This is a genomic window from Amycolatopsis sp. NPDC003861 (assembly GCF_053605405.1).
Genome location: NZ_JBSGJD010000416.1, coordinates 1 through 5184 on the forward strand (window position 1 = coordinate 1; position 5184 = coordinate 5184).

6 protein-coding genes are annotated in these 5184 nt (G+C 71.6%); 5 read left to right on the top strand and 1 reads right to left on the bottom strand.

Features of this window, described 5'->3' with window-relative positions:
• Nucleotides 1–53 precede the first annotated feature (53 nt).
• On the bottom strand, nt 54–848 hold the full coding sequence (locus ACWEVN_RS46425) for a carbon-nitrogen hydrolase family protein (protein ID WP_452055528.1): 795 nt from the start codon (nt 846–848) through the stop codon (nt 54–56).
• 83 nt (nt 849–931) lie between these two features.
• Here ACWEVN_RS46425 and hisD point away from each other — a divergent pair, with 83 nt between their 5' ends.
• The 5 genes from hisD to ACWEVN_RS46450 form a co-directional block, all read left to right on the top strand.
• Nucleotides 932–2257 (top strand): histidinol dehydrogenase, encoded by a 1326-nt coding sequence (gene hisD / locus ACWEVN_RS46430; protein ID WP_452055529.1) that lies wholly within the window; start codon nt 932–934, stop codon nt 2255–2257.
• Nucleotides 2254–3354 carry a histidinol-phosphate transaminase gene (locus ACWEVN_RS46435; protein ID WP_452055530.1) on the top strand — a complete coding sequence of 367 codons (1101 nt, stop codon included), beginning with the start codon at nt 2254–2256 and terminating at the stop codon, nt 3352–3354. Before hisD ends, ACWEVN_RS46435 begins: the two co-directional genes overlap by 4 nt.
• Nucleotides 3351–3950, top strand: coding sequence for an imidazoleglycerol-phosphate dehydratase HisB (gene hisB / locus ACWEVN_RS46440; protein WP_308675145.1), 600 nt, complete (start codon nt 3351–3353; stop codon nt 3948–3950). Before ACWEVN_RS46435 ends, hisB begins: the two co-directional genes overlap by 4 nt.
• The gene (locus ACWEVN_RS46445; RefSeq protein WP_449682259.1) at nt 3947–4105 is read left to right on the top strand and encodes a hypothetical protein; all 159 of its coding nucleotides are present in this window, start codon (nt 3947–3949) and stop codon (nt 4103–4105) included. The genes hisB and ACWEVN_RS46445 overlap by 4 nt, the downstream gene beginning before the upstream one ends.
• A 192-nt stretch (nt 4106–4297) precedes the next feature.
• The coding region (locus tag ACWEVN_RS46450) for an ISAs1 family transposase (protein ID WP_452055531.1) at nt 4298–5184 on the top strand (887 nt) is incomplete at its 3' end.

Genomic DNA, 5184 nt, shown 5'->3' on the forward strand with positions numbered 1-5184 from the left:
GCACCGAACGCCACATTGGGTGCGCTGGACGCACCGAACGCCACATTGGGGCGCTAGAGGCGCCGGTTGGCCAAGGCTCCCGTGGCGGCGCGGGCCTTGGCCGACACCGCCGGATCGACGTCCACGAGCAGCGTCTCCGGCGCCGCCCCGGCCTGGGCGACCACCCGGCCGAAGCCGTCCGCGACCAGCGAGTACCCGATCCCCGTCGGTGCCTTCGGGTTGACCGTGACGCCCGTCGCCGCGGGGTCGGCCTGGCCGCACGCCAGCACCCAGCAGCCCGAATCCAGGGCCCGCGCCCGCACCAGCACCTCCCACTGCTCGCGCTTGCCCTCGCCCGCGCCCCACGACGCCGGCAGCAGCACGACGTCGGCGCCGTCGTCGGCCAGCGCGCGGAACAGCTCCGGGAACCGCACGTCGTAGCAGGTGGCGACGCCGTAGACGACGCCGTCCAGCTCGAACGTGGTCGCCGTGGACCCGGGCGCCACCGTGTCGGACTCGGCGAACCCGAAGGCGTCGTAGAGGTGGATCTTGTCGTAGCCGCGGTGGTGCCCGCCGCCGGTGACCAGGAGCGTGTTGCGGACCCGCCCGTCGTCGGCCGGGGTGAACATGCCGGCGACGACGACCACGTCGTACTCGGCGGCGATCGCGGCCACGGCCGACGCCCACGGGCCGTCGAGCGCTTCCGCGACCGGCTCCAGGGGCCGTCCGAAGCGCGCCATGGCCGCTTCGGGGAACACGACGATCCGCGCGCCGTCCGCCACCGCGGCCTCGACGCCTTCGCGAACGAGCTTCAGGTTCGCCTCCGGATCGTCACCCGAGTTGACCTGGCACAACGCGATTCGCGCCACCGCTGCCTCCTGCATGCTGGGATCGGCCGTCACCGGGGAGTATCGCTGAAAAGCCGCTGGGTGTGACCTCGTACCCTGGGGGCATGTTGAACCGCACCGACCTGCGCGGGCAGGTCCCGACCGCCGCCGAACTGCGCGCCACGCTTCCCCGCGCCGAATACGACGTGGACGCGGCGCTGCATCACGTGCGCCCGGTGGTCGAGGCGGTCCGTGACCGCGGTGTCGAAGCCGTCCTCGAGTACACCGAGAAGTTCGACAAGGTGCGCCCGGCGTCCGTGCGCGTGCCGCGGGCGTCGCTGACCCGCGCTCTGGAAGAGCTCGACCCGGCGGTGCGGGCCGCGCTGGAGGAGTCGATCGCCCGGGCCCGGAAGGTGCACGCCGAGCAGCGCCGCACCGACGTCACCACCACCGTCGTCGAGGGCGGCACGGTCACCGAGAAGTGGGTGCCGGTCGAGCGCGTCGGGCTGTACGCCCCGGGCGGGCTGGCAGTGTACCCCTCGACCGTGGTGATGAACGTCGTCCCGGCGCAGATCGCCGGGGTCGGCTCGCTGGTCGTCTGCTCGCCGCCGCAGGCCGCGTTCGGCGGGCTGCCGCACCCGACCATCCTCGCCGCGGCCGAGCTCCTCGGCGTCGACGAGGTGTGGGCGGCCGGTGGCGCGCAGGCCGTTGCGCTGCTGGCGTACGGCGGCACGGACACCGACGGCGCCGAACTGGCGCCGGTCGACATCGTCACCGGCCCCGGCAACATCTACCTCACCGCGGCCAAGCGGCTCCTGCGCGGCCTGATCGGCATCGACGCCGAGGCCGGGCCCACCGAGATCGCCATCCTCGCCGACGAGACGGCCGACCCGGTGCACGTCGCCGCCGACCTGATCAGCCAGGCCGAGCACGACCCCCTCGCGGCGAGCGTCCTGGTGACGACGTCGACCGCGCTGGCCGACGCCGTCGACCAGGAGCTGGTCGACCGCGTCGCCGCGACGAAGCACAGCTCGCGGGTCGCCGAAGCGCTGGCCGGCAAGCAGTCCGGCGTCATCCTGGTGTCCACAGTGGAGGATGGGCTCCGGGTCGTCGACGCGTACGCCGCCGAGCACCTGGAGATCCAGACGGCGGACGCGCGTGCGGTCGCCGCCCGGGTCCGCAACGCGGGCGCGATCTTCGTCGGCGCGTACGCCCCGGTGTCGCTCGGCGACTACTGCGCCGGGTCCAACCACGTGCTGCCCACCGGCGGGTTCGCCCGCCACTCCTCGGGCCTGTCCGTGCAGAGCTTCCTCAAGGGCATCCACGTCGTGGACTACTCCGAGGACGCGTTGCGCGAGGTCGCCGGCCGCGTCGTCGCGCTGGCCGACGCCGAGGACCTGCCCGCGCACGGCGAGGCCGTCGCCGCGCGCTTCGGAGGTTCGGTCCGATGACGATCGGCGAAGAGGTCACGCTGGACCAGCTGCCGCTGCGCGAAGACCTGCGCGGGAAGTCGCCCTACGGGGCGCCGCAGCTGGACGTCCCGGTCCGGCTGAACACGAACGAGAACCCGTACCCGCCGCCGCCCGCGCTGGTCGCGGACGTGGCGGAGGCGGTCCGTGCGGAGGCGGCCGAGCTGCACCGCTACCCGGATCGCGACGCGCTCGCGCTGCGGCAGGACCTGGCGGACTACCTGAGCGTGTCGACGCGGGTGGTGCTGTCGGAGGCGAACGTCTGGGCGGCGAACGGGTCCAACGAGGTGCTGCAGCAGATCCTGCAGGCCTTCGGTGGGCCGGGGCGCAGCGCGCTGGGCTTCGAGCCGTCGTACTCGATGCACCCGATCATCGCGTCCGGCACCCGCACCGAGTGGGTCCCGGCGCCCCGCCGCGACGACTTTTCGCTGGACACGGCCGCGGCGGCCGCTCTCGTTCGCTCGAAGCGGCCGGACATCGTGTTCGTGACCAGCCCGAACAACCCGACGGGCGGCTCGATCCCGCTCGACGAGCTGCGCGCGGTGCTCGACGCGGCCACCGGAATGGTGGTCGTCGATGAGGCGTACGCGGAGTTCTCGTCCCAGCCGAGCGCGGTCTCGCTGCTGGCGGACTACCCGTTGTCGTTGATCGTGTCGCGGACGATGAGCAAGGCGTTCGCCTTCGCGGGCGGCCGCCTCGGCTACCTGGCGGCGGCGCCGGCGGTGGTCGACGCGCTGCAGCTGGTGCGCCTGCCCTACCACCTCTCGCGCCTGACGCAGGCGGCGGCACGGGCGGCCCTGCGGCACGCGGACGCCACTTTGGATAGTGTGCACAAGCTGGCCGCGGAGCGCGACCGCGTCGTGGAGGCGTTGGCGGGACTGGGGTACGACCCGGTGCCGAGCGACTCGAACTTCGTCCTCTTCGGACGGTTTGCCTCCCCGGCGGCGGCGTGGCAGTCCTATTTGGATCGCGGGGTGCTGATCCGCGACCCGGGCATCCCCGGTCACCTGCGCGTGAGCATCGGCACCCCGGAAGAGAACGACGCCTTCCTCGAGGCGAGTAAGGAAGTTTCCCGATGACCCGCATCGGCAAGGTCGAACGGACCACCAAGGAGTCCTCGATCTCCGTGCAGCTGGACCTCGACGGGACGGGTGAGGTCGAGATCTCGACCGGCGTCCCGTTCTACGACCACATGCTGACGGCGTTCGGCGTCCACGGCTCGCTCGATCTGAAGGTGGAAGCCACGGGCGACGTCCACATCGACGCCCACCACACGGTCGAGGACACGGCGATCGTGCTGGGCCAGGCGATCCGCCAGGCCCTGGGCGACAAGAGCGGAATCCGCCGCTTCGGCGACGCTTGGATCCCGATGGACGAAACCCTGGCCCACGCGGCGATCGACGTCTCGGGTCGGCCGTACTGCGTGCACGTGGGCGAGCCGGAGCAGTTCAACACGTTCACGATCGGCGGAAACTACCCGTTCGTGCTGACCCGCCACGTGTTCGACTCGCTGGCGTTCCACGCGCAGATCGCCTTGCACGTAAGGGTGATCCACGGCCGCGACCCCCACCACATAGCGGAGGCGGAGTACAAGGCGGTGGCCCGGGCGCTGCGCGCGGCCACGGAGCCGGACCCGCGCGCGGGCGGCATCCCCTCGACGAAGGGCGTCCTGTGAGCAACGGAGTGGTCGGGGTGTTGTTGCTCGCCCTCGGAGGTTTCCTGGTGGGCGGGGTCTGGTCGACCTGGAAGTCGTCGAAGTTCCTGGCGGTGGTCTTGGGCATCGCGGCTCTGCTGGCCATCGGCGGCGCGATCTTCTGGTTCTCCAGCTGACCGTCCAGCCATAACATCCCCCGCCCACCCTGGCAGGGTTCCGGCAAAGTCGGGTGCCTCGCCCGCACCGGCGCCTACGACCTCCGAGGAGCGCCGGAACCGCACCGGCGGACTTCGCCGTCCCCCGCCCTCTCTGGCAGGGTTCCGGCAAAGTCGTGTCGTTGCAGGCAGGCACGGCTCTCGGTGGTGATCATGTGGTTGTCGAAGCCCATGATCTGTGAGAGAGCCGTGCCTGCTGCTGCTTCTTCTCCCATACCCGCTGTGCTGGCCCGGCTGGCCTCTGCCGACCTCGACCACGTAGCTGACCTGCGTGACTACCTGGCTCTCATACCCGATCCGCGGAAGCGGCGCGGGGTGCGGCATTCACTGGGATCGGTCCTGGCGCTGGCTGCGGCCGCAGTCGCGGCCGGGGCCCAGTCGTTCACCGCGATCGGGGAATGGGCCGCCGACGCACCACAACGGGTGCTGGCCCGGCTTGGCACCCGGTTCGATCCCCGCCGCGACCGGCACGTTCCCCCGGACGAGGCCACCATCCGGCGAGTACTCTGCGACATCGACGGCGACGACCTCGACACCGCGGTCAGCGGCTGGATCACCACCCACACCGGCACTCACGCAGCGATCGCGGTGGACGGCAAATCCCTGCGCGGCACCTTCGCCCGCACCGGCGGAGCGGGAGTCCATCTGCTCTCCGCACTGACCCACCACAACGGCACCGTGCTGGCCCAGCAGCAGGTCACCGCCGGGACCAGCGAGATCACCTCGATGCAGCCACTGCTGGACCCCCTCGACCTCACCGGCGTCGTGGTCACCGCCGACGCCCTGCACACCACCCGCGGCCTCGCCCGCTACCTGGACCAGCGCGGCGCGCACTACGTGTTCACCGTCAAAGCGAACCAGCACCGGCTCCACACCCGCCTCACCGCACTGCCCTGGCCCCACGCCACCCACCACACCAGCACCGGAATCGGGCACGGCCGCCTCGAACAACGCACCATCGAAACGATGCCCGCCCCCGACGATCTCGGCTTCCCCGCCAGCGCACAGATTTTCCAGATCACCCGCTACCGCACCGACCG

Coding starts and splice junctions, on each gene's coding strand:
- hisD (WP_452055529.1), top strand. CDS start 932: ATGTTGAACCGCACCGACCTGCGCGGGCAGGTCCCGACCGCCGCCGAA.
- hisB (WP_308675145.1), top strand. CDS start 3,351: ATGACCCGCATCGGCAAGGTCGAACGGACCACCAAGGAGTCCTCGATC.
- ACWEVN_RS46435 (WP_452055530.1), top strand. CDS start 2,254: ATGACGATCGGCGAAGAGGTCACGCTGGACCAGCTGCCGCTGCGCGAA.